General features: G+C 60.0%; 17 protein-coding genes and 2 pseudogenes. 10 read left to right on the top strand and 9 right to left on the bottom strand.

Annotated elements, in window-relative coordinates; translation table 11 throughout:
• Positions 1-128: 128 nt before the first annotated feature.
• Positions 129-901 (bottom strand): annotated as a pseudogene (locus RLCC275e_RS32710) (helix-turn-helix transcriptional regulator); the annotation flags it as partial.
• Positions 902-1182: 281 nt separating this feature from the next.
• On the opposite strand from RLCC275e_RS32710, the gene tkt reads away from it, so the two are divergent.
• A complete protein-coding gene (gene tkt, locus RLCC275e_RS32705; protein ID WP_033184291.1) occupies positions 1183-3219 on the top strand; it encodes a transketolase in 2037 nt (678 codons plus the stop codon).
• Between the two features lie 45 nt (positions 3220-3264).
• Here tkt and RLCC275e_RS32700 read toward each other — a convergent pair whose 3' ends face one another.
• Both RLCC275e_RS32700 and rapA2 read right to left on the bottom strand, forming a co-directional pair.
• The gene (locus RLCC275e_RS32700) at positions 3265-3453 is read right to left on the bottom strand and encodes a hypothetical protein (protein WP_033184292.1); all 189 of its coding nucleotides are present in this window, start codon (positions 3451-3453) and stop codon (positions 3265-3267) included.
• Positions 3454-3618: 165 nt separating this feature from the next.
• A complete protein-coding gene (gene rapA2 / locus RLCC275e_RS32695) occupies positions 3619-4332 on the bottom strand; it encodes a calcium-binding lectin RapA2 (protein WP_033184293.1) in 714 nt (237 codons plus the stop codon).
• Between the two features lie 453 nt (positions 4333-4785).
• Between rapA2 and RLCC275e_RS32690 the strand changes: the two genes are divergently transcribed.
• From RLCC275e_RS32690 to RLCC275e_RS32655, 8 genes and pseudogenes are all read left to right on the top strand, one after another.
• Positions 4786-4935: a hypothetical protein gene (locus RLCC275e_RS32690; protein WP_165402103.1), complete on the top strand. Its 150-nt coding sequence runs from the start codon at positions 4786-4788 to the stop codon at positions 4933-4935.
• 40 nt (positions 4936-4975) lie between these two features.
• On the top strand, positions 4976-5212 hold the full coding sequence (gene rpsU / locus RLCC275e_RS32685) for a 30S ribosomal protein S21 (protein WP_033184294.1): 237 nt from the start codon (positions 4976-4978) through the stop codon (positions 5210-5212).
• Between the two features lie 60 nt (positions 5213-5272).
• Positions 5273-5467: a hypothetical protein gene (locus tag RLCC275e_RS32680; protein WP_033184295.1), complete on the top strand. Its 195-nt coding sequence runs from the start codon at positions 5273-5275 to the stop codon at positions 5465-5467.
• Positions 5468-5632: 165 nt separating this feature from the next.
• Positions 5633-6069 (top strand): annotated as a pseudogene (locus tag RLCC275e_RS32675) (pyridoxamine 5'-phosphate oxidase family protein).
• Between the two features lie 349 nt (positions 6070-6418).
• Positions 6419-7546, top strand: coding sequence for a helix-turn-helix domain-containing protein (locus RLCC275e_RS32670; protein ID WP_165418946.1), 1128 nt, complete (start codon positions 6419-6421; stop codon positions 7544-7546).
• Positions 7547-7658: 112 nt separating this feature from the next.
• Complete coding sequence (locus RLCC275e_RS32665; RefSeq protein ID WP_130738281.1) at positions 7659-9587, top strand: di-heme-cytochrome C peroxidase; 1929 nt, start codon at positions 7659-7661, stop codon at positions 9585-9587.
• Between the two features lie 66 nt (positions 9588-9653).
• A complete protein-coding gene (locus RLCC275e_RS32660) occupies positions 9654-11834 on the top strand; it encodes a S8/S53 family peptidase (RefSeq protein WP_033184298.1) in 2181 nt (726 codons plus the stop codon).
• A 5-nt stretch (positions 11835-11839) separates the two neighbouring features.
• The gene (locus RLCC275e_RS32655; RefSeq protein ID WP_165418947.1) at positions 11840-13039 is read left to right on the top strand and encodes a trypsin-like serine peptidase; all 1200 of its coding nucleotides are present in this window, start codon (positions 11840-11842) and stop codon (positions 13037-13039) included.
• A 79-nt stretch (positions 13040-13118) separates the two neighbouring features.
• On the opposite strand, the gene RLCC275e_RS32650 is transcribed toward RLCC275e_RS32655, so the two are convergent.
• Positions 13119-14030, bottom strand: coding sequence for a LysR family transcriptional regulator (locus RLCC275e_RS32650; protein WP_033184300.1), 912 nt, complete (start codon positions 14028-14030; stop codon positions 13119-13121).
• Between the two features lie 107 nt (positions 14031-14137).
• Here RLCC275e_RS32650 and RLCC275e_RS32645 point away from each other — a divergent pair, with 107 nt between their 5' ends.
• Positions 14138-15013, top strand: coding sequence for an aldo/keto reductase family oxidoreductase (locus RLCC275e_RS32645; RefSeq protein WP_033184301.1), 876 nt, complete (start codon positions 14138-14140; stop codon positions 15011-15013).
• Positions 15014-15088: 75 nt separating this feature from the next.
• On the opposite strand, the gene ppk2 is transcribed toward RLCC275e_RS32645, so the two are convergent.
• The 5 genes from ppk2 to RLCC275e_RS32620 all read right to left on the bottom strand — a co-directional run bounded on the left by ppk2 (position 15089) and on the right by RLCC275e_RS32620 (position 20748).
• Entirely contained in the window at positions 15089-16003 is a 915-nt protein-coding gene (gene ppk2, locus RLCC275e_RS32640) for a polyphosphate kinase 2 (protein WP_033184302.1), read from the bottom strand.
• 147 nt (positions 16004-16150) lie between these two features.
• Complete coding sequence (locus RLCC275e_RS32635; RefSeq protein WP_033184303.1) at positions 16151-17803, bottom strand: GMC oxidoreductase; 1653 nt, start codon at positions 17801-17803, stop codon at positions 16151-16153.
• Positions 17804-17886: 83 nt separating this feature from the next.
• Positions 17887-18969, bottom strand: coding sequence for an ABC transporter ATP-binding protein (locus tag RLCC275e_RS32630; protein WP_130708083.1), 1083 nt, complete (start codon positions 18967-18969; stop codon positions 17887-17889).
• A gap of 7 nt (positions 18970-18976) precedes the next feature.
• A complete protein-coding gene (locus RLCC275e_RS32625; protein ID WP_003555439.1) occupies positions 18977-19861 on the bottom strand; it encodes a carbohydrate ABC transporter permease in 885 nt (294 codons plus the stop codon).
• Positions 19861-20748, bottom strand: a complete 888-nt coding sequence (locus RLCC275e_RS32620; RefSeq protein ID WP_033184304.1) for a carbohydrate ABC transporter permease — start codon at positions 20746-20748, stop codon at positions 19861-19863. The genes RLCC275e_RS32625 and RLCC275e_RS32620 overlap by 1 nt, the downstream gene beginning before the upstream one ends.
• Positions 20749-20785 lie beyond the last annotated feature (37 nt).

Genomic DNA, 20785 nt, shown 5'->3' with positions numbered 1-20785 from the left:
GCCCGAGCGGATTGCAGATTTTGTGCAGGGAGTGAGGAGCAATTCAGGAAAATTGCCCGGCTGCGGGATCATCGAGAAATTCGACAGATCATATCGAGTGCGAAGATAGCCTGTAGTTTACGGCGCGCGGCGAGCTTTTCCCGTGCGCTGAGGAAAATGCCGTCGGCCTGCCTGAGCAGCGTCTCGGCTGCCGTATTCAGGAGGAGGACTGCGCCTCGCCCGTCGATCAGCACGGCCGCGTCGGGTATCGCATCGATCAATCGTTGCGGCAGTTCGGGCGCACGATTGATCTTGTTAATCTGAAAGGAAAGGTCGATGGCGCGTGCCATATGCGGGCTCAGCAGCTTCAGGCGTGCCGCCGCCTCGGCGGCATGCTCGTCCTGTTGACGAGACAGAAACAGCGCCACTCCGCCAATGCCTCCGCACTCGTGCAGGCTGGCATGCGGCAGGAAGAGTTGATTGAGGATGTTCTGCGGCTCGCAGATATCGGCATAAAATGCGGAATGCCGCACGGCCTACGCATCGATCAGGCTGTTGCCGATCGCAATCTCGCCGGTCTTACCTTCTCGAATGCGCGGGCATAGGGGTTGCCCGTGTAATTCTGAAGATAGAGCGTGTTCAAGTCTTCACGCATGCGACCGGGGCTCAGAAAGCTGCCGCGGCCACCCGGCGCCTGATAGACAATATTTCCGGCGACGGCGCCGACATAATCGACGATCGAGCACAGGGTGTCCGGCCATTGCTCGGAATGGACTGCGGCCTGATAGACAGCATCAATGATGTCGACATGATCCATATCAGCTCCTCTCGTTTTCACGACGATGGTTTCGCCAATTGCGGCGAATGCTTTATTTCGATCACTGCATAATTGTCTAAGGGAAGGCGAGGCAGCGAGCGTCACCCGATCAGGTGACGTCGTGTGCGCGCTCCGCCCTGCACTGCAAGGGTTTTTCAACCAGACGCACCACCTTGGCAGCAGAACAGGATAATGGCAGCGCCACGTGACCAGGTCCCGGAAAGCGGTCCTTCCTGGCGCGGATGCTATCCACAACTGAAAACTCCGCACTAGGTTAACTGGACCCGTCAAATTCGCTGTGGCGAGCTCTCACGATCACGGTGAACGAGATAGCGAGGCAGAGGGTCTCTGCCTTCATAATCCAGGTACTCCAAGGAGTTTCTCCAATGCCGGACATCTCACAAGCTCCGAAGACATTCCCAGCTCCCAAGGATCAGCACCTACGGGATCTCGCCGATTGCATCCGTTTCCTCTCCATGGATGCGGTTCAACAGGCAAAGAGCGGTCATCCCGGCATGCCGATGGGCATGGCCGACATCGCGGCGGTGCTTTTCTCCGAGTTTCTGAAATTCGATGCCGCCGATCCCTATTGGTTCGATCGCGACCGCTTCGTCATTTCCAACGGTCACGGCTCAATGCTGCTCTATAGCCTGCTCTATCTGACGGGCTACAAGGACATGACCATCGAAGAGATCAAACGCTTCCGCCAGATCGACAGCCGCACGGCGGGTCACCCCGAATATCGCCACGCCACCGGCATCGAAACGACCACCGGTCCGCTGGGGCAGGGGATTGCAAATTCTGTCGGTCTCGCACTCGGCGAGCGGATCATGAATGCCTCGTTTGGCGACAATCTGGTCAATCACCACACCTATGTCTTCCTGGGTGACGGCTGCCTGATGGAAGGCATCAGCCACGAGGCGATATCGCTTGCCGGACATCTGAAGCTCGGCAAGCTCATCGCCTTCTGGGACGACAACTCGATCTCGATCGACGGTGCGACCAGCCTTGCTGAATCCGATGACCATCCGGCGCGTTTCCGCGCGGCGAACTGGCACGTCCAGCAAATCGACGGTCACGATACCGATGCGATCCGCGCCGCAATCATCGAAGCGCAGAAGGTGAGGGATCGGCCGTCGATGATTGCCTGCAAAACCATCATCGGCTTCGGTTTCCCGACCAGGGCGGGAACGCAGAAGGCCCATAGCGACGCGCCTGGTGAAGACGAGATCGCCGGCGCCCGCAAGATCCTCGGTTGGACATCGCCTCCCTTCGAAATACCGGAAGTGCTTCTCAACGACTGGCGAAACATCGGCGCGAAAGGCGGGCCGGCGCGGATGGCATGGGCGGTCCGTGTCCAGACCGCTTCGCCGGACAAGCGAGACGATTTTGAGCGGCGCATGAACGGCGAACTACCGTCCGGTTGGCGCGCTGCCATTGCTGCGGCAAAGCAGGAACTTTCAGGTTCCGAAAAGGATCTCGCCACCCGTCAGGCGAGCGGCATCGTGCTCAACCATCTCTTCGATGCGATCCCCGAGCTTCTTGGCGGCTCGGCGGATCTGACGCCTTCAAACAACACCAAGGCCACGAACCAGGTCGAGATCAAGCCCGGGGAATATGGCGGATCCTATCTCCACTATGGTGTCCGCGAGCACGGCATGGCGGCCACGATGAACGGTTTGGCGCTGCATGGAGGGCTTATTCCCTATGGCGGCACGTTCCTGACATTTTCCGACTATTGCCGCCCGGCGATCCGGCTCGCGGCGATCATGGAGGTGCGTTCGATCTTCGTGATGACACATGACTCGATCGGATTGGGCGAGGACGGGCCGACACATCAGCCGATCGAACATCTGAGCGCATTGCGCGCCATTCCCCGGCTCGCTGTCTATCGCCCGGGCGATCCGATCGAAACGGCCGAGTGCTGGGAGGCGATCATGGATGCGCCGCGGCAGGCAGCACTGATTGCTCTGTCCCGCCAGCCGATGCCGCTTTTACGCCGCGACCCGTCCGACGAGAACCGCTCGGCAAGGGGAGCCTACGTTCTCCAGGAAGCTGAAGGCGGTGAGCGGCAACTGACGATCCTTGCCTCCGGCTCGGAACTGCATCTGGCGGTCGAAGCCCGCTCGGTGCTGCAGGAGGAGGGTATTCGCACCGCCGTGGTTTCGATGCCGTGCAGGCTGCTGTTCGAGAAGCAGGATGCCGCTTACAAGAAATCGGTGCTGGGCGGCAGCCGAGCCAGGGTCGCCGTCGAAGCAGCCGTGCAGGATTCCTGGGACCGCTATCTCGGCTTGGACGGCGTATTCGTCGGCATGCATGAATTCGGAGCATCCGGCAAAATCGATGACGTTTACAAGAAGTTCGATATCACCACAGACGCAGTGATACGTGCCGGACGTGAGGTGGCCGGAAAGCAGGCCTAGCGTCGCGAGTCGGAGCCCATAGGCGGCGACCAGGTCGAGCGCCCCCTATCTAAATCTTGGCGCGCGCTTGGCATTGTGAAGCAATTCGGAGGCGGTCGCGAACGGCCCGAAGAGTTTGAGCAGCAGCCCTTGTTCCTCGGCATCTATGCGGTGACGAGCGCAGAACTCCGTCACGGACCAGACTTTCGTCAGATCGTCTGTTTCGATTTGCCTGGGTTCGATGTGTTCGGTCAACGGCGTGTCCTCCGAACATCGAGACTACGCCACGCCGGCATTTATAAGAACTAGCTAAAAAGTATTATGCCGCTTTGCAGACCGGCTGAATATGACAAGCGGATATATGAAAACGCCCGCCGATTGCGCGGCGGGCGGTGTCTCTCACTGATTTCTCGCAAGTGATCAAGCGAGATGAGCGTCGGTGCCCGTGATGTTGAGCGTCAGAATGCCAGCATCCGTGTGGCCTTCGCCATCGGAGATCTTGTAGTACTGGACGGTTTCCGTGACGTTCTGACCAGCCGCCAGGTCTTCCGTCAGCGTGTAGGTGAATTCGCCATTCGGCTTGACGTGGAACACGCCATGGTCGCCAACGATGTCGGTAACAGCGTCGAGGCCGCTCTTGGCGCTGACGTTCGTGCCGTCGAACTGACGGAGGAAGAGCTTGCCGTTGTCGCCGGCAATGTCGTTGTCCAGAACGTTGCCGCCGATGGCGCTACCTTCGTTGAAGCTGTAGTGGTCGTCGACAGCAATCGGCTTTACCTGGGTTACGCCCTGGATGTTCAGGGTGAACAGGCCGACATCGGTATGACCGCTGCCGTCGGAAATCTTGTAGGAAACCTTCTCCTGGTAGGATTCGCCGTTGGTGAAGCCGATCTTGGCAGCGTCGCTCAGGACATAGGTGTAGCTGCCGTCCGGCTTGACGAAGAAGGTGCCGTAGTCGCCCTGGATCTCAGTGACCTGGCTATTGCCGGCCTTGGCGCCAACGCTCGCGCCATCGAAGGCGCGCAGGAACAGATGGCCGTTGTCGGATGAATCGTTGGAAAGCAGATTTCCGGAAATAACGTCGGTTTCTTTAAATGTTGCACTATCATCAGTTGCATGTATCGGCGAAGCCATAGCTCTCTCCTCAAATTGTTTATTAGCGGGTCAATTTCGACCTCAGCGAGCGGCTCCTTTAACAACCTATTAATACTACAAGTCAATGGCCTATTTAACAGAAGGTTAATTTCGACGCCCGTCTCCCCGTTGCTTCCATTCCGGCGGAATAATGTCACTTTCAAGCCAAATTGAAGAAAATTCGGCAGAAACTATACCCGGCTAACTTGAATAAAATGGCGCAGAGTATATCTGAAGGCGATTGGCGATGCCCGCGCCATGCCATCCGGGCTATCCGTTGCAATTGTGCCTGCCGATACCTATGTTGCTTGAATACCCGATCAAGCGGAAATCTGAGCCATTGCTGGCCCATGAGTGAAGCGCTTGTGCATCCGTGCGCGCCGTTACGGCTGCGTGACGGGCAATCCCACAAACAATCGATGACGCCGGCCAAGATCGGCAAAGGATTTCTTTTTGAACCACATAAATACAGCCACCGCCGTTGCGGCGGCGAAACTGCGTGAGGATGACGAGGCTGCCCGCCGCGTTGCTGGCTGGAAGCCATTTCCCTGCCTTCTCACCCGCCGCGAATTGCAGGCTCTGATCGCCGAGCAACTCGGCTGAGCGGCGATCGCCGCACCATCCCAAACAAGGAGAACTCGAAATGCAGGTACTCGTCAGAGACAACAATGTCGATCAAGCGCTGAGAGTCTTGAAAAAGAAAATGCAGCGCGAAGGGCTGTTCCGTGAAATGAAGGAACGGCGCTCCTATGAAAAGCCGTCCGAACGGCGCGTCAGGGAAAAGGCGCAGGCGATCAGTCGGCATCGCAAGGCTGCACGCAAGAAAATGCAGCGCGAAGGCTTGCTCGCCGGGCCGAAGCGGACGGTCGCCGCCCGGTAACTGCCTCATCCCACAGGCCTTCCCAGGCTTTGGCGGGTACATTCCCTGAAAGGACAGACAATGGACGAACTCAATAGCCTCACCGTTTCGGAAGAACGCCTCGAGGATTGCCGCGATGTCGTGGAGCCGGATCTGCAGGATCTGATCCAACGCGCTCTGACATCGGGCTTTTCTCGGGAGGAAATCCTCATCGCCGTCAGCGAACTGGTCGCCGAAGACTTCGCAATGGTCGTGAAAACCCCAAGCGTCCATTGATCGACTGCGTGGTTCGATCACTTTGGGGATGGGCTCTTTAGGCCCGCCACCGGGAACATCGGCCTCGGCAGATGGTTACTTCATCTCTTGATAGATGAGATGATGATGGCCAACCATGACGATGCGACACGGGTATGAGAGTTGATCGACAAGATCGGGTTTTGCATGCTTACGACCCGCAGCGGCGATGATCTCAGAGCCCGCCCGATGTCCGTCTATGCCGCGCAGTTCGAGAATGCTATCTATTTTCTGACGGATGCCAGTTTCTGACGGATGCCAGCAGTCACAAGGACGATGAGATCGCCCGCTGGCCAAACGTGTGCCTCGCCCTTGCCGACACCAAGGGACAGAAATATGTTTCCGTATCGGGGACGGACGAGGTGCAGAACGACCGGGAGAAGATCAGCGAATTATGGGCGACGCCGGCAAAGGCATGGTGGGACAATCCCGACGATCCTTCCATCCGCATCCTCAAGATGACCCCGTTTTCGGCCGAATATTGGGACAGCCTGGGCACCATCATCAGCTATATCAAGATGGCCGCCGCCGCGGTCTCGAACAGCAAACCTGATATGGGCGACAATGCCGAGGTCACGCTCTAGTCCTGTGTCCAAACGGCACCCTCTTATTCAATGCTCTTCACACCGCTCACTTTGGTCGCCGGAAGTCCGTGCAGGATCGCCAGACACGATCAGAGTTCCGATGGATTCACGCTCTTCGTGAACGGTCGCGCGCCGGCTCAGCGAGGGCCTCGGCCGTTACCGCCTAATCGGCAAAATCCCGCGAGCTCGCGATCGACAGGCCCGAGGCACCGCCGGGACTGGTGACGGCTTCTCATTTCGACCGGGGTCCGTTAACGTCAAATGCGAACGTACGGGCGGGTGCGATCCGGAGAGCGTTGAGATGAAGACAGTAGAACTGAATGATCTCATCCTTGCGATCTATGACACGATGATCAACTCGAACGGGTGGGCGGCCGTCCTTGAACGGGTATCACGATATATCGGTGCGCGCGGCGCATTTATCTTCGAACTCGAGGGCGTCGGCAATCAGCGCTACATTCGGGCGCCATACTACAGTGAGAACTACAATCCTGAGCTGGTTAGCAGCTATCTCGCCAGCCATAATGATCAAGAACTACTCGATCAGGATACATTCGCACGTCTATCGCGACCGACCGACCAGATACAGCTGATTTCGGATGAGGTGCTTGCCGAATCGGAAACGGAACTGCAGTCGCGTCACAACGTGAAGCAGATGCTCAAATGGGGCATACGCTACAGGGCGGGCGCCTTGCTCAACAAGGACCAGGTCAACCTTGATCGCTTCGCCCTCCAATTCTCGCCGAGCGCGGGGCCGCTCTCAAAGGAGCATTTTGAAAGGGCAGCGCTGCTGATGCCGCATATTGCCAAAGCGCTCAATGTCAGTCGGCCGACCAAGCAACTCGCCGACAAGTTCCAGTCCATCGCCGACTGCATCGACATGCTCGTCATCGGCGTATGCATCACCGACGCGGAGGGAAGGGTCGTTCATCTCAATCAGGAATTTCAGCGCCAGATTGCGAGCTACCCCGTCTTCCGCAAGGATTCCTTAGGCCGGCTTGTCATGCATTCCGATAGCCTGGGCGGTGCATTGACCGAGCTCCGCGGGTCCCTCGACAATCATGGCCGTTTCGGCGCGCGCCCGAGAAAGGAAGCAATCATCTCGGTGATCGAGAATAGGCCGCATACGCTCTGCATTGAAGTAGCACCGCTAACCAGCGCCAATGAGTTCGGCGAAGCGAAGCTCAATGGACATATCATCTACAGCATGGACACCGGCAACTCCTACGCGATCGACCGGAAAATGTTGACCTCGGTCTTCTCGCTGACACAAGCCGAAGCATCGATACTCGAAATGCTGGCGGAGGGAATGACCAACCTGCAGATTTCGGAGCGAAGGGCGAAATCGGTAGAAACCGTCAATTCGCAGGTCAAGTCCATTCTGGAAAAGACCCAGTCCGCCAATCGGACTCAGCTCATCCGGGTTGCGACAAATATAGGTGCAAGTTTCGTGCGCGCGCCGTCATCACCCAAATAGGTGATGCATAAGATTCGCTTGCCTTCTATGACGAAGTTATATTGCAATTAAAAGTATTGTTGCACGTCTCGGACACATGTATGTTTGGTAGAGTTGGGCACAGGGGTGATGCATGAGCATATGGGGGCTTTCCTTACCTCGTTTCGTTCTATTGCTGATAATCATGCTATGCCCGTCGACAGGCCTCAAACATGCCTTCGCGCAGGACGCTGACGCCGCTGGCCGCCTACCGGATAATGTGGTCGCGCTCGACCAGGGCTGGTCGGGGGAGCAGCGGAGCTGGTGGTACACAGTGAGCCAGGGTTCCCGGCTTCTGCCGCTCGACTGGATGCGGGCACTCGAAACCGCCGGCTCGACCGACGCTTTCCTTTCTGACGCCAATATCAGCCGCCTGGGCTATCTTCCCAATCCAAAATCGCGGGACAATCCTTATGGACTGCCAGTCGGCTTCGCTGTCGATCAAGACAAGAGCCGGTCTGCCGATCTGATGTGCGATGTCTTTCCTGCGACTTGCGACGCAATGACGATGCGCAAGCCTTGGATAGGTCTGAACTGTTCCGCCTGCCACACCAACGAGATCGTCTACCAGAACAAGCGTATCCGGATCGATGGCGCAGCCACGCTTGCAGATTTTCAGGGGCTGGAGGAGGACATTCTCGCCGCGTTGAAAAAGACGATGGAGGATCGCGAGAAGTTCGATCGCTTCGCGCGCAAAGTGCTGGCGAATGACATGACCGTCGAAAGCAGGGCGGAACTGGACGCCCAGCTCCTCGAGCAGATTGCTTGGCAGCAGGCGCTTGCCGACAAGAACGCCGCTGCGGTTCGGTATGGGCGCGGACGGCTCGATGCCCAGGGACACATCCTGAACAAGGTGGCGCTTCTGACAAAACAGGTCCACCCGGATACCGTTCATGCCGATGCGCCAGCGAGCTATCCGTTCATTTGGAACACCTCCCAACAGGGCAAGATCCAGTGGAATGGTATCGCCAACAACATTCTCAAAATCAACATTCTGGGCAACGAGACCGATATCGGCGCACTCGTGCGCAACACGTCCGAAGTGATCGGCGTTTTTGCGCATGTCGAGACCGACCGAAGCAAGGCCTGGCGAGGCTACGACTCCAGCGTGCGTGTTAAGGCAATGATCGGCCTCGAGCGCCAGCTTGCAAAACTCAAGTCCCCGCGCTGGCCTGAGAACATGCTACCGGCGATCGACTGGGAGCAGGCGGCGCGCGGCCGCGAGCATTTCGAGCGCTTCAAGTGTGAAAGCTGTCACAAGCCGCTCGCATGGGATGACCTTCAATCCCCGGCGCAGGAAACGATGGACCCGATCGCCAGGCAGCAGACGGATATCTTCCTCGCCTGCAACACGTTTCTGCACAAGTCGAAGTCTGGCAACCAGACGGGGCAGAAGATCTTTGCCTTCACTGGCGACAAGATCCGCGACATCGAATTCACCCGCAATCTGCTCATCAATACCACCGTTGGTACGGTGGTCGGCAATTTCGACGAACTGGCGAGCGGCATTTTCGAAGATGTATCACCGACCGAAGCGGCGCGCGGCAACAGCTTCGAGGCATCCGGCCAGGTCGAATACCTGCCCGGCGTGACCGATTCCTTCAAGAAGGATCAGGCCAGGCAATGTCTGACGAACGACCACGACATCCTCGCCTACAAGGCTCGTCCGCTTAACGGCATCTGGGCGACCGCGCCCTATCTGCACAACGGCTCGGTGCCGACGCTTTACGACTTGCTTCTGCCTGCCAAGGTTCGCAACGTTTCAACGTCAGACACCACGGCCGAGGTCACTGGTCCAACGCGCCCGGAAGTCTTCTCCGTCGGCTCGCGGACATTCGACCCCGTTCACGTCGGCTTTATCTCGACCGTCGTTGAAGGGGAGGATAATTTCGTCTTCCGCGTTCGCAAGGAAGGAAGCCAGGAGCCAATCCCCGGCAATTACAATTCCGGCCACGAATATGGAACGGGACAGCTTTCAGACGAGCAGCGGATGGAGCTGGTGGAGTATCTCAAGACACTATGAGGGTCGCGCCCGCCCCCTTGTATAGGCGCCGGTTCGGACTTGTTACGACAGCAGCAGGAGGAGATCATGGCCAATCTTTTCGCCGTTTCGCATGCTTGCCTGCTGTCGGCCTTGTTGACTGCCTCCGCCTCCACTCCCTCCTTTGCGGAGGATTTGCCGGCGGCCAATGTTTTCATCGAGTTTTCAGGCGGTGGTGTCGATCGCGACATGGCAGCCGTCATTAACGCCTTTTCAGGCAAGAGCCAGCTGTTGCCGGTGCATAAGTACATGCCTGCCAAGACATCGAGCCTCTGCCCCATACTCGATTCCCAGCTTGGGTTGGGAAAGGCCTATTGCACGGGCGAGGTTATAGCCGCCATTCGCGCACTGAACGAAAAGAACGGCGTGACAATCAATCCGGATGCCGTCAACCCGGTGCAGGGGGTCGTGTTGCCGGAGATCAAGCTGACGGAGACGGAAATCTCCCGCGTCTATAATCTCGAACAGAAAATGGAAGCACAGCGCCTCGAGCAGATCGAGAAGAACCCAAGTTGGCAGAACTCGATCGTCCGCAAGGAAACAGACCTTCTGGCGAGAAGTGACAAGGGCGACATGTCGCTGCCCCAGCTCGATCAACTGACGTTCAAACGCATTGCCTGGCAGTTCACCATCAGCGGCTCCAGCGACCGCATCATCGAAGCGCAATATCTCTCCCAGATGCTGGTCAACCGCAACCTATCGGTCGACGTGGAAAGCACCAGCGGCTTCGACAAGACAGCACATTCCGCCACGCGCTACAGCGCCCTCGACCATTACAAGAAGTGGTGCGTGGACCAGAACGCTCCGAATGCCGAAGGGTCGTTTTCTGATCTCGCGGGCTGGCTCTACGAGACCAAGGCGGCCGTTGCCTGCGAGGGCCAGGACCCGCCCAGGCCGGAAGTGGTGATCATGGACCAGGCGATCGATCCCAATTCGGATCTTGCAGCGTCCTTTCCAGGCGCACACGCTGCCACGCCTCAGCCGGCGACGAGTTGCCAGACCTCTGCCTTCACGAAAAGCACCGATCACGGAACGCTTCTATCCACCATCGTCGCTTCCAATGCCAATGGCTACGGCTTTCTGGGGGTCGAACCCAGGGCCATGATCAGGTCCTTTGTCTGGGACCAGAGGTTGGTTACCAACAACAAGCTGAAAGTCTTCATTCGCGAGGCCATGACTCCGGTCAAACCACAAGTCTATCTCTTCGCAAGCGAATTCGCCCCATACACACCCCATCCTGACACCAATCAGGCGACAGCGGCGGAGACCCTGCTTGCCAAGGAGATCTGGCGGCGCACTCCGGATGGGAAATGGCTCGACCTGCTTGTCAACGACCAGGTGCGCGTCAGGGAGGGCCTTGCACGGGAGATCTTGCAGAGCCCGATGCTCCTGGTCGTGTCGGCCGGCCAGGCCATCGATGGCGATGAAGGCCGGGAGATCCATTGGGAGACCCCGATGCCGCCGCAAAATCTCGGCGATTACGACAAGGTGCTGGTCGTGGCCGCCTGCGAGAACTGCGACGGCGATACGGCCAAGCTCTGGAAGGAATCGAACCGCGGTCTGGACAACAAGTCCTTCGTCGGGGTCATGGCTCCCGGCGGCGGCGAAATCCCGACATATCTTTCGAACCACAAAGTCGGCGAGACGATGGGCGGAACCTCCGCCTCCGCTGCTTTCGCCGCGGGACTCGCGGCGAAAATGGCGAGTTGCTATCCGTCGAGCTACAATGCCCAACCCTATCAGCTCAAGGAACGCATTATTCTCGCGTCGCGGCCGATCGCAGAAGAGACCGCCAACGAGCATGTCGCCGGTGGCGTCATCGATCCTGAAGTGTCGATGCTCGATCCCCGCAAGGATTGGTTGAAGCTGAAAGAAAGCCCTGTGCGCGCCGTCGCGTTCGTCAAATGGTGCAGTGACAGGCTGAAGCTCGACGACGATACGCGCGACCCTCTCAATCTGCTCCCGACGAGGCGCATCTCCAACGTGGAAGGCGTGGGGCTGGTCCAGCAGCGGGTCAGCCTGATCGAAACCGATCCGGTCTACAGCAAGCACCAAGTCAGGCGCGAGCTGCCCGCCACGGTGCTTGAACCCGACAAGCCCATTGCAGTCGTCCGCTACGATTCGTCGTCAGCCGAATGCGCCGTCAACATCCCGCGGCTCACGGATCTCTTCCTGTCCAAGACCTATGCAAACAGCGGCGATTGTTCGGCTGCTCCTCTTTGCGAGTGATGGTCATGAAAATCCCGGCTACTATTGCCCTCGTCGCCACGCTCGCCTGCCCTGCCGCAGCTCAGGAAGCGCGTGGCACCAAATTCGGCATCGCTTTCAAGCCGATCGACGCAGTGCTGAGCAAGACGCGCAAGCGGGTCGAGATCACCGGAGCGCCTTCGCAAGATGAGCCTCGCTACTATCGGCTGAGGATCAAGGTCACCAATCCCGGGAATGAAGACTGGTCCATCGTCATTCGCGCCTCGACCGGCCAGGTCCTCTCAGCATTCGACCAGAAAGCCTCCGCCTGCGAAACAGACGCCGGCTGCTGGACGCGGCGCCTGAATTCGAAATTGCCGGCCGTGCAACTGTCGACGCAGTCGGCCAATGTGCGGGCAGAGGTGGTCGACGGACTCTACATGCCGTCGCAGGTGGCGAGCCCCTTCTACTCGCCGATGCCGGGCAACACGAACGAGCTGCTGGCCGGCCTAAGCTTTCCCAATACCAACGAGAAGGTCGCCATGCAGACGCTGGCCGATGATCTCGGGATGCTGATCGGCTCGGGGCCGGGAATCGACGGCAAGCTTGCCAACTGGTGCTGCAGCGGCACCAGGCTGACCTCGGACCTCTTCATGACCAACTGGCACTGCGGCGGGGCGGACAGCACGCTCGCGGCATCCTTCTGGCAGGGCGGCATCTGCCATTCCGCCATCGTCGACATGTCCTGGGATAGCGACGACGAGGGCCGGGAATATGCCTGCCAGAAGGTGGAATTCTCGAGCGAGGATCTCGATGTAGCGATTATCCGGCTAACCCCGCTGGCGGATGGACCGGCGCTGTCGAGGCCGCTGTTACTACCAAAGCTGAACGAGGAGCCACTCACCGCCGGCGAGAGCGTCACGGTCTTGCATCACCCGGCCTGCGTAGCGAAGTCGGTGACCCGCGGCTGCTCCGTTCTCAACCCGAACGTGGCGACCTGGACAGGCCCGGAAGATGCGGCATCGATCACGGAGTTCACGCACAACTGCACGACGGAAAATGGCAGCTCGGGTGGGCCTGTCTTTGCCAGTGACGGACGCATCATCGGCCTACATCATCTCGGCGTCGGCCCGATGCGCATGGAACCCGGAAATTTTGCCGTCAATGTCGCTGCGATCCTTATGGAGATAAAGCGGACCAATGATCCGCTCTACAAGGAATTGATGGCGGCGACATCGGACCCATAAGCTATCTCGCTGAATCCTTCTCTTTTGGCTGAAACGAAAGGCGGCCCCGATCGGGAGGCATGTCTCTGGCCGACAAACATCAAGCCTGATTGGCTGATGCCTTGACGAAATCGATGAATGCCCGGAGCGGCGCCGGCACCAGCCGACGTCCGGGATAATAGAGGAATGGCCCGGAGAATCGCTGCCACCACGGTTCGAGGATGGGCTCGAGCGCGCCGCTGTCAAAATGCGGGCGCAGCCAGTCCTCGAAGAGGCAGACGATCCCTGTTCCCGATATCGCTGCATCGACGGCCAGGTCAGTCGCTCCGCCGACCCGCACGATCAGCGGCCCCGTCGGATCGACCCGCACGATCTCGCCATCACGCTCGAATTCCCACGGCGCCGTCATCGCACCACTATCGAAGCGGCCCAATATGCAGGCATGGCCAAGCAACTGGCTCGGGTGTTGCGGCCGGCCACGGCGATCCAGGTAGCCGGGGGAGGCGGCGATGGCAAAGCGCTGGACGCGTGGGCCGATCGGTATTGCGATCATATCCTGCTCCAACCGCTCGTCATAGCGGATGCCGGCGTCGCAGCCGGCCGCGATCACGTCGACAAAGCTCTCGTCGGTCACCACCTCCAGCCGAATATCGGGATAGACGGCGAGGAATGGTGGAACGATGGCAGGCAGCACCAGCCGCGCCGCGCTGACCGGCACATTGAGGCGCAACGCACCGGCCGGCCTGTCGCGAAATCCGTTGACGACGTCGAGGGCAGACTCCACCTCGCTCAAAGCAGGGCCGAGCCGCTCCAGCAAGCCCTTGCCCGCTTCGGTCGGGACAACACTGCGGGTCGTCCGGTTGAGCAGCCTGACGCCGAGTTGGCCCTCCAGGCGACGCACCGCTTCGCTGAGGAAGGAGGCGCTGCTGCCGCTGACGCGCGCCCCTTCACGAAAACCCCCGGCACGGGCCACGGCAACGAAGGCATTGAGATCACCCAGATCCGCTTTCACTGTTCGCCACTCCGCACAGCCCGTGCGGATTGTAGCCAATTTTCACGCGTGCCGACAATGCTTATCTTGGGCCTATCTTGGCGTCATCTCTTGAAAGGAATTAAGTCATGTCCACTACCGATCAGTCCGGCACATTCAACCTCGGCGGCCGCAGCGTGAAGCGGCTCGGCTATGGCGCCATGCAGCTTGCCGGGCCTGGCGTGTTTGGCCCGCCCAAAGATCATGGCGCAGCCTTGGCCGTGCTGCGAGAGGCGGTCACGAGCGGCGTAAACCATATCGACACCAGCGACCTCTATGGCCCGCACGTCACCAACCAGATCATCCGCGAAGCGCTGCATCCCTATCGCGACGATCTCGTCATCGTCACCAAGATCGGCGCCCGGCGCGGCGCGGATGGATCGTGGATGCCGGCCTTCTCGCGTGAAGAACTGACCGCGGCAGTGCACGACAATCTCCGCAATCTCGGCCTCGATGTGCTTGATGTCGTCAATCTCAGGATCATGTTCGACGTGCATGGTCCGGCCGAAGGGTCGATCGAAGCGCCGCTGACAGTGCTCGCCGATCTTCAGCGGCAAGGCCTGGTGCGTCACGTCGGGCTGAGCAACGTCACATCCAAGCAGATCACCGAAGGGCGTGGGATCACCGAGATCATCTGCGTGCAGAACCAGTACAATCTCGCGCATCGGGCCGACGATGCCCTGATCGACGATCTCGCGCGCGACGGCATTGCCTATGTACCATTCTTCCCGCTCGGCGGGTTCAGCCCGCTGCAGTCGTCCACCCTGTCCGATGTCGCCACACGCCTCAATGCCACGCCGATGCAGGTGGCACTCGCCTGGCTGCTGCGTCGCGCGGAAAACATCCTGCTGATTCCCGGCACTTCGTCCGTCGGCCATCTCAGGGAGAACCTCGCCGCCGCCGGGCTCGCGCTGCCGGATGAGGCCGTCTCGGAATTGAACCGCATGGCTGATGTCGCCGCCTGAAGGTCTCCGACGATCCAACGCTACGCCACGCTCTTCCGTGGCGTAGCGTAGCAACCCGCCGTTGCGGCTATGCTGTCAATAGCGCTCCGGCACGAGCATTTCAGGCGGAACCGGCGACCTGTTGTAATCGGCATGACGGATGCGATCCGGCAACTGGATCTCCAGTTTCGGAACATCCTCATAAGGGATCTGTTCGAGAAGATGGGCAATGCAGTTCAACCGCGCCCGTTTCTTGTCCACGGCCTGTACCACCCACCAGGGTGCGTCCTCCGTGTGCGTCCGCGCCAGCATCTCTTCCTTGGCTTTGGTGTATTCCTCCCAATGGACACGGCTTTCCATATCCATCGGTGAGAGCTTCCATTGCTTCAGCGGATCGTGGATACGCATCTTGAAGCGGAATTCCTGCTCCTCGTCGGTGATCGAAAACCAGTACTTGATCAGCACGATACCGGAGCGGACGAGCATCCGCTCGAATTCAGGCACCGAGCGGAAGAACTCCTCGAGTTCTTCCTCGGTGCAGAACCCCATGACGCGCTCGACGCCGGCGCGATTGTACCAGCTTCGGTCAAAGAGCACCATTTCGCCGGCGGTCGGAAGATGCGGGACATAACGCTGGAAATACCATTGATGACGTTCCCGCTCGGTGGGCGCGGGCAGCGCGACCGTCCGGCAAACGCGCGGATTGAGCCGCTGGGTCACGCGCTTGATCGCGCCACCCTTGCCGGCCGAATCCCGCCCTTCGAACAGCACCACCACCTTCAGCTTCTTATGCTGGACCCAATCCTGCAACCGCACCAGTTCATGCTGCAGCCGGAAAAGCTCCCTGAAGTAGATCTTTCGCTCGATCGTCTGCTCCGCCGGTTCCGACATTCCTTCGGCAACCAGATCGTCCAGCCGGTCTTCCTCCATCTGCATTTCCAGCTCTTCATCGAAGCTGTCGGCGATTTCGGCCTTAATACGGCTGAGCTGGTCCTGAGGTGTTTGAGTCATGGCCTTTTCCTTCCTGCTTTTTTTGACAGGAGCATGTCACTGCGAAGTTTGTGTGACAGTTCGGCTAACCGGAAGCCGGAACAGCAACGTCCCGATCTCTCAAGCCGATGCTTGCGGCGTCGAATGCGCTTCAGCCGCCGAGCGCGCCTACAACTGCCCCGTCCGGTACTGGTCGACAAGGTTCCGGCAGGCGCGGATCGTCAGAGCCATGACGGTGAGCGTGGTGCCGGCGATGCCGCTGCCGGGGAAGGCGCTGGCGTCGGTGACGATGAGGTTCGGAGCATCCCAGACCTGGTTGTAGGGATTGAGCACAGAAGCTTGCCGATTTTCGCCCATGCGCGCGCCGCCCGTCTCATGGATTGCCGCGCCCATGCACATGGTCTTGCGGAACCATTTGCGGAACATGAAGCGGCTGAAGGTATCGGCTTCGGGAAAGGCGCCCTTGCCCATCTCCTTGAGGCCGGTGGGCGAGCCGATGAATTCGAGGTCGCCGCCGACTTCCTTGATCATCGCGATCAGCGTTTCCTCCTGCCTTCTGAGCAGCGCCTGTTCCTCCTCCTGCATGACGCAGCGGATATGTGGCACGGGAATGTTCCAGGCATCCCTACGCCTGACGTCGAGCGTGATGCGATTGTCTGCATAGGGCAGCATCCGGCCGAAACCGAAGAAGGCGAGACGTGCATCTGTGTCCCCGGAGACCGGCGCGCGGCCGACGCTTCCCTGGTAGTCGAAATCGCCGCGGGCGGCGTCGCCCTCGCCGAAGCGGGGAATGAAGATCCCGCCTGACGGATTGTAGAACGGGTCGGTCGGCGCAGACTCGTCGACCGCCCAACCCTTCGCCTTCGAAAAGGACCCAAACGCGAGGCACGGAAGCTGATCCATAAAATAGCGGCCGAGGGCACCCGAGCTGTTGCCGAGCCCATCAGGATGTTTCGCCGACGCCGAATTCAGCAGCAGTCGCACGCTCTCTATCGGCGAGGCCGAAAGCACCACCGTCGCGGCGCGCGCGGTCGATACTTCGCCCGTATTGCGATCGATGAACTCCGCTCCGGTGGCGTGGCCGGTCTTCTCGTCCGTGGTGATGCGGCGAACGACGGCGTCGTAGCGGACTGTCAGTTGGCCGGTCGCCTTTGCTTCTCGCAGCGGTCGCGGCATGCGGTCGGCGTCCGGCGCGATGTAGCGCCAGGAAACGACATGCCTTTCCGGCCAACGGTATTCAACCGCCTGCTTGAAGATCTGTTCGGCGGGCGTCAGGCTTGCCGGCTTCGCATAGATGCCATCTGGCAGCGTGGCCACGTTGTCCTTGTTGCCGTAGAGCCCGAGATGGGCCTCGACCTCGTCGTAGAAAGGCACCAGCTCGTCATAGGAGACCGGCCAGTCCACGCCCTTTCCGGCGCGTGAGCGGATCTTGAAATCGTCGTCGGTCCAGCGCAGCAGCACCCGGCCGAAACTGTGGAGGCGCCCACCGCCCTGGCGGCCGCGGATCCAGAGGAAGGGTTCGCCCTTCGGCGTCGTATAGGGGTTCTTGCGGTCGTTGACGAAGAAATGGCTGAAGCGCTCGGTGAAAAAGGCTGCGCGCGCCTGGATCGGCTGGCCCTTGAGGGTGGCCCGCGCGCGCTCCCATATATTGATGCTGCTTGCCGGCGCCTTCTTGCGGGCGGGATCGAAATCCTTCGGTCCGACCGCGGGGCCGGCCTCGAGCAGCAGCACCGACAATCCCTGTGCCGTCAGTTCCTTCACCGCAAAAGAACCCGCCGCGCCGGAGCCGATCACCAGCGCATCATAGACGATCTCAGACATGTATTTTCAAATCCTGTCCTGAAGCAATCCTCAAAACGGCGCGAAGCGCGTCCGGAATTGCGGGAAAACAAAGGGATGGCGCGTTACAGCCGCGATCCGTCAGCGCCGAAGAGGGATGCCTTGGCGATATCGAGCCCGGGAGCCACGGCATCGCCGGGCTGCAGGGTGACATCGCCCATGAGCCGGAGCGAAAGGCTCTGGTCCGCCCAGTCGAACCAGACGACGGCGTCCGAGCCCATCGGCTCGACGACGGAAACGCGACCGGGAATGGTGGGTAGGCCGCTCGTGGCGCCATCGAGCACAAGGTGTTCCGGGCGAAAGCCGAGCGTTGCCGGTCCTTCCGCTGCGTCCGCTCGAAAGGAATAACCGGAGAGATCGACAGTGAGCTCCTTGCTCTGGAAGACCAGCGCGCCGTTGCCGCGCTCGATCCGGCCCTCGGCGAAATTCATCGCCGGAGCGCCGATGAAACCGGCAACGAAGAGATTGGCCGGACGGCGGTAGATTTCAGCCGGAGAGGCGAGTTGCTGGATCACGCCGTCCCGCATGATGGCGATGCGGTCGGCCAGCGTCAGGGCCTCGACCTGATCGTGGGTGACGTAGATCATGGTATTGCCGAGGCGCTGGTGCAGCTTCTTGATCTCGACGCGCAATTCGTTGCGCAGCTTGGCATCGAGGTTCGACAGTGGTTCGTCGAACAGGAAGACATCCACTTCACGCACCAGCGCCCGGCCGATGGCGACACGCTGGCGCTGGCCGCCCGACAGCTCGGAAGGACGCCGGTCGAGCAGCTTGTCGAGCTGGAGGAGCGCCGCGGTGCGGGCGACACGGGCCTCGATCTCAGCCTTCGGCAGACCGGCGACGCGAAGTCCGAAGGAGAGGTTCTTGCGAACCGACATGCGGGGATAGAGCGCGTAGGACTGGAAGACCATGCCGATGCCGCGGTCCTTCGGCTCCTCCCAGCTGACGTTCTTGCCTGAGATCCAGACCTCGCCTGATGTGATGTCCTGGAGACCGGCAATGGCGTTCAGAAGCGTGGACTTGCCGCAGCCGGAAGGGCCGAGCAGCACCAGGAACTCTCGCGACGCGATGTCGATCGACATCTTCTCGATCACCGTATGGTCGCCGTAGGCGATCTTCAGGTCCTTGACGGAGACGGCAGATTGCATGGAAGTGTTACCCCTTGACTGCGCCGGCCGCGATGCCGCGCACGAACCAGCGGCCGGACAGGAAATAGATGGCGAGCGGAACGATGGCGGTGAGGATCGTCGCCGCCATGTTCACGTTGTAGGTCCGCTCGCCCATCGTGGTGTTGACGATATTGTTGAGTTGCACGGTCATCGGCAGGTTGTCGCGGCCGGCAAAGACGAGACCGAGCAGGAAGTCGTTCCAGATGCCGGTGAACTGCAGCATGGAGACCACCACGACCATCGGCACGGCAATCGGCAGCATGATCTCGAAAAAGATGCGCCAGAAGCCCGCGCCGTCGACGCGCGCCGCCTTGCAGAGCTCCTCCGGCACGCTGAGGAAATAGTTGCGGAAAAGAAGCGTCACCAGCGGCAGACCGAAGATGACATGCACGAGAATGATGCCAGCCAGCGAATTATAAAGGTCAATATTCGCCATCGCCCGGACCATCGGATAGAGGAAGATCTGGTAGGGGATGAGGCCGCCGGCCATCAGCAGGCCGAAGAGCAGGTTTGCCCCGCGCGGCCGCCAGAGCGACAGCGCATAGCCGTTGACGGCGCCGATGAAGACCGAGAGCGCGACCGAGGGTAGGGTGATCGCCACCGAATTCCAGAAGCCGCTGCGAATGCCGACGCAGACGGTTCCCATGCAGGCCCCCGACCAGGCAGTGGCCCAGGCAGAAAAATCGAGCGTCGCCGGCAGGGCAAAGATCTGGCCGAGCCGGATTTCGGGCATCGATTTCAGCGAGGTAACGACCATGGTGTAGAGCGGCAAAAGGAAGAAAAGCGCTGCGACGACAAGGAAGGCATAGAGGCCGATGCGCCCGGCGGTGATCTGTGCCGGCTTCGGGCCGTTCGGATGAAGACGTGCCATCACGCGGCTCCCTTGGCTTTGTCACGCATGTGCATGATGTAGCGGAACGGGGCGACTGCGATGATCACGCCGAGGACAAGCACCGTCGCGCCGGCTGTGGCAAGGCCGAGGTTCTGGCGCCCGAACAGATTGTCCATGATGAATTTCGCCGGCACCTCCGTCGCATTGCCGGGGCCGCCATTGGTCATGGCAACGACGATGTCATAGGTCTTGATCACGCCCATGGCGAGCAGCATGCCGGCCGCGGCCAGCGCCGGCCCGAGCTGGGGCAGGATGATCGAGACATAGATCCGCCAGACAGGGATACCGTCGATCCGCGCCGCCTTCCATTGCTCGCCTTCGATGCCGCGCATGCCGGCGAGCGCAATGACCATGACGAGCCCCGCGCCCTGCCATACGCCGGCAAGCACCAGCGCATAGATCGCCATGTCGCGATTGACCACCCAGTCGAGGACGAAGCTTTCCCAGCCGAGCGAACGCACGCTCGCCTGGATGCCGAGCGCCGGATTGAGCATCCATTGCCAGATCAGCCCGGTCACCACGAAGGACATGGCGTAGGGATAGAGGAATATGGTCCTGAAGGCGCTTTCGAAGCGGATCTTGCGGTCCAGCGCCGCAGCCAGCAGGAAGCCCAGCAGCAAACAGCCTGCGACGTATAGGACGCCGAAGATCAACACGTTTTGCAGCGAGGCCAGCCACTTGGCGGAAGAGAAGAGCTTCGAATACTGCGCCAAGCCGACATAGGTCGAGGACGGAAAAAGCGTCGAATTGGTGAAGGACAGGCGGATCGACCAGGCCATGGTACCGATAAAGACCACGACCGCGACGAACCATGTCGGCAAAAGCGCGATGGTCGCGGAAAGATTGGGCTTGCGTTTGATGGACATCGGCCAGCTCATTGACGGAGTGGAAAGCAGGGCGCGC

It is taken from the genome of Rhizobium brockwellii, from assembly GCF_000769405.2.
Lineage (GTDB): Bacteria > Pseudomonadota > Alphaproteobacteria > Rhizobiales > Rhizobiaceae > Rhizobium > Rhizobium brockwellii.
This window is presented reverse-complemented; position numbering and strand designations above follow the sequence as displayed.